The 2,313-nt window shown below is 68.9% G+C and carries 2 protein-coding genes; both read right to left on the reverse strand.

Annotation, left to right across the window (positions count from 1 at the left end):
* The coding region (locus MJD61_02625) for a hypothetical protein (protein ID MCG8554174.1) at window positions 1-1,191 on the reverse strand (1,191 nt) is incomplete at its 3' end.
* Between the two features lie 80 nt (window positions 1,192-1,271).
* Window positions 1,272-1,928 (reverse strand): hypothetical protein, encoded by a 657-nt coding sequence (locus MJD61_02630; protein MCG8554175.1) that lies wholly within the window; start codon window positions 1,926-1,928, stop codon window positions 1,272-1,274.
* Between the last annotated feature and the right edge of the window lie 385 nt (window positions 1,929-2,313).

Below are 2,313 nucleotides of genomic sequence, written 5' to 3' on the forward strand. Positions count from 1 at the left end.
GGGCGCGGGCGCGCCTGCTGCGCCGCTGCAGGAAGTGCCGATCAGGGGGCAGAGCTTGCGCCATGGTGCAGCGCACAGCGTCGCCAGCATGCTTGGCGGTCGGCACGCGAGGCCCTGCACGCTCCGTAGTTTCATCAGCGGCTTGAAGCTCCTGCCTCCATCCTGCGATAGGCCTACCCCGAATCCATGCACCGGTTCGTTGAAGCACGCGTAAAGACCGTGCTCGGTCCACGTCAGACACTGCACCGCGCCGTCGAAGACCTTGCTGAACCTGAGGTCATGCGTGGAAGCCTTCCAGAGTCCCAAGCGACTGCAGTCCACAGTGCGACGTCGTTCGGGCAAGCCGAAACCGATCGCGAGCTGCGTGCCATCAGGCGAAAGCGCGAAGCCCGCCATCACGGCCTTGCCTTCGAGCACCCTGCGCCAGGAACGGCCTGCGTCCGAGGAAACCAGCAGGCGGTCCGCTTTCACAGAGCGTATGCGAACGTAGACCGTGTCTGGATCGTTCCGTGCTACGGCGGACAGGAACGGGATCGCCTGCGGCCCCGTGTCCATGATGGGCAGCACGGTCCAGGTGACGGCGCCGTCGTTGCTGCGCAGCAGCGCGCCCTGCAGCATGGGAACATCTACGAGACCGCTCGCGTAGATGCGCCTGCGGTCACTCGGGGCCGCGTCGAAAGCCGTGGCGAGCAGGTTGTGCGCCGCGCCGAACGGTCCACCGAGCTCGCGCCAGCTCGCGCCGTGGTCGCTTGTTTGCCACAGCCGGTGGCTCGCGAAACCTGCCTGCCCCCGTCGCGCCAGCGCAAGCGCATGCGCCCGGTCGCTTGGATGCACGGCGACATCCACGATCTCCAGCCCGCTCACGCCCCCTTGGGCTTCGGCGAAGCTGCAGGCTGCGTCGAACCCGAGCTTCAGACCACGGAGCGTGCCGGCCATCAGCGTGCCGTTGCCGAACAAGCCCAGCATGGGATCTTCCATGCCGCCGTAGCCAACAGCCTCTTCGCAGATCAACGACCAATGCCTGCCCCCATCCCGCGTCACCAAGAGCCCGTAGGTGGCGCGCACGATCAAATGGTTGGGATCGCGCGGGTCCTCGATCACCTGCTGCGACGCCGGGTAGCGCCCGTTGGCGACCGCGACCTGCTGCAGACACGCGCTAACGATCAGGCAGGCGGTAGCCCATGCCTGCATCGCCGACACAGTCCTGGGTGGCGGGCGCGCAAGGGGCGACAAACCCGGCACCGGAGGCAGGCGCCCGGTCCGCATTGCACTCAGGGAGGAGCGCAGTGCTGCAGGCACAGGCTGAACTTGCAGGACGGGTTACGCAGCATCTGGCACTGCGGGCTACCGCATGCCGGGGGCACTACGGTCCCCAGCAAGACGCAAATCGGGCGGCGGCTCCAGTCAACAACTGAACTCGTCTTGCATTCAAAGCCCCGCGCTGGACACGGGGCCAAGCCCCAGCCGCCTGCTTGTCCGCCCGGAGCAGCTCCTCCACCGACACCGGCCATACCGCCGCCGACACCGGCCTGACCACCAAGACCGCCCCAGCCAGCTCGACCTCCTAGGCCGCCGAGGCCACCTTGCCCCCCGAAGCCGCCCAGTCCTCTCACGCCGGCGCCACCCGCGACACCGCCTATGCCACCCACACCTCCCGTGGCGCTCACACCTTGACCACCCAAACCGGCCCATCCGGCTCGGCCTCCTATGCCGCCGGCGCCGGCCTGCCCCCCGGAGCCACCCCGGCCCGCGGCGCCGGCCACCGCCCCGCTGCCGCCAGTAGCACTGCGGGTGCCGCCCTGGCCCGCCGTGCCGCCAGCCCCTGGACGGCTGACCGTTCTGCCCCCGCAGGCTCCGAGCAGCAGCGCAGAGCCCGCTAGCAGCGATAGCAACAAGCGCGACGTGGGCGTGGGGTCACCGTCGTCCATTCCCATCCACCTCAGGGAAGCACGCAAAGCTGCAAGCACCGGCCACCACGGAGTGTGCAAGTTGGCATCACGAGCTGGGAGCATGCCGGCTCACCACACGAGGGGGGCCCTGACATTCCCCGCAGGACACAGATGGGCCGAGTCTCAAAACGGGCAACTATCTTGCACTCAAATGCCGGCGGACACGGGGCCAGGCCCCAGCCACCTGCTTGTCCGCCTTGAGCGGCGGCTCCGCCGACACCGGCCTGACCACCAAGACCGCCCCAGCCAGCCTGACCGCCCATGCCGCCGAGGCCACCTTGCCCCCCGAAGCCACCCAGTCCTCTCACGCCGGCGCCACCCGCGACACCGCCTGTGGCGTTCACACCGCCCGTGGCGCTCACAC

It is taken from the genome of Pseudomonadota bacterium (genome assembly GCA_022361155.1).
GTDB lineage: Bacteria > Myxococcota_A > Polyangia > Polyangiales > JAKSBK01 > JAKSBK01.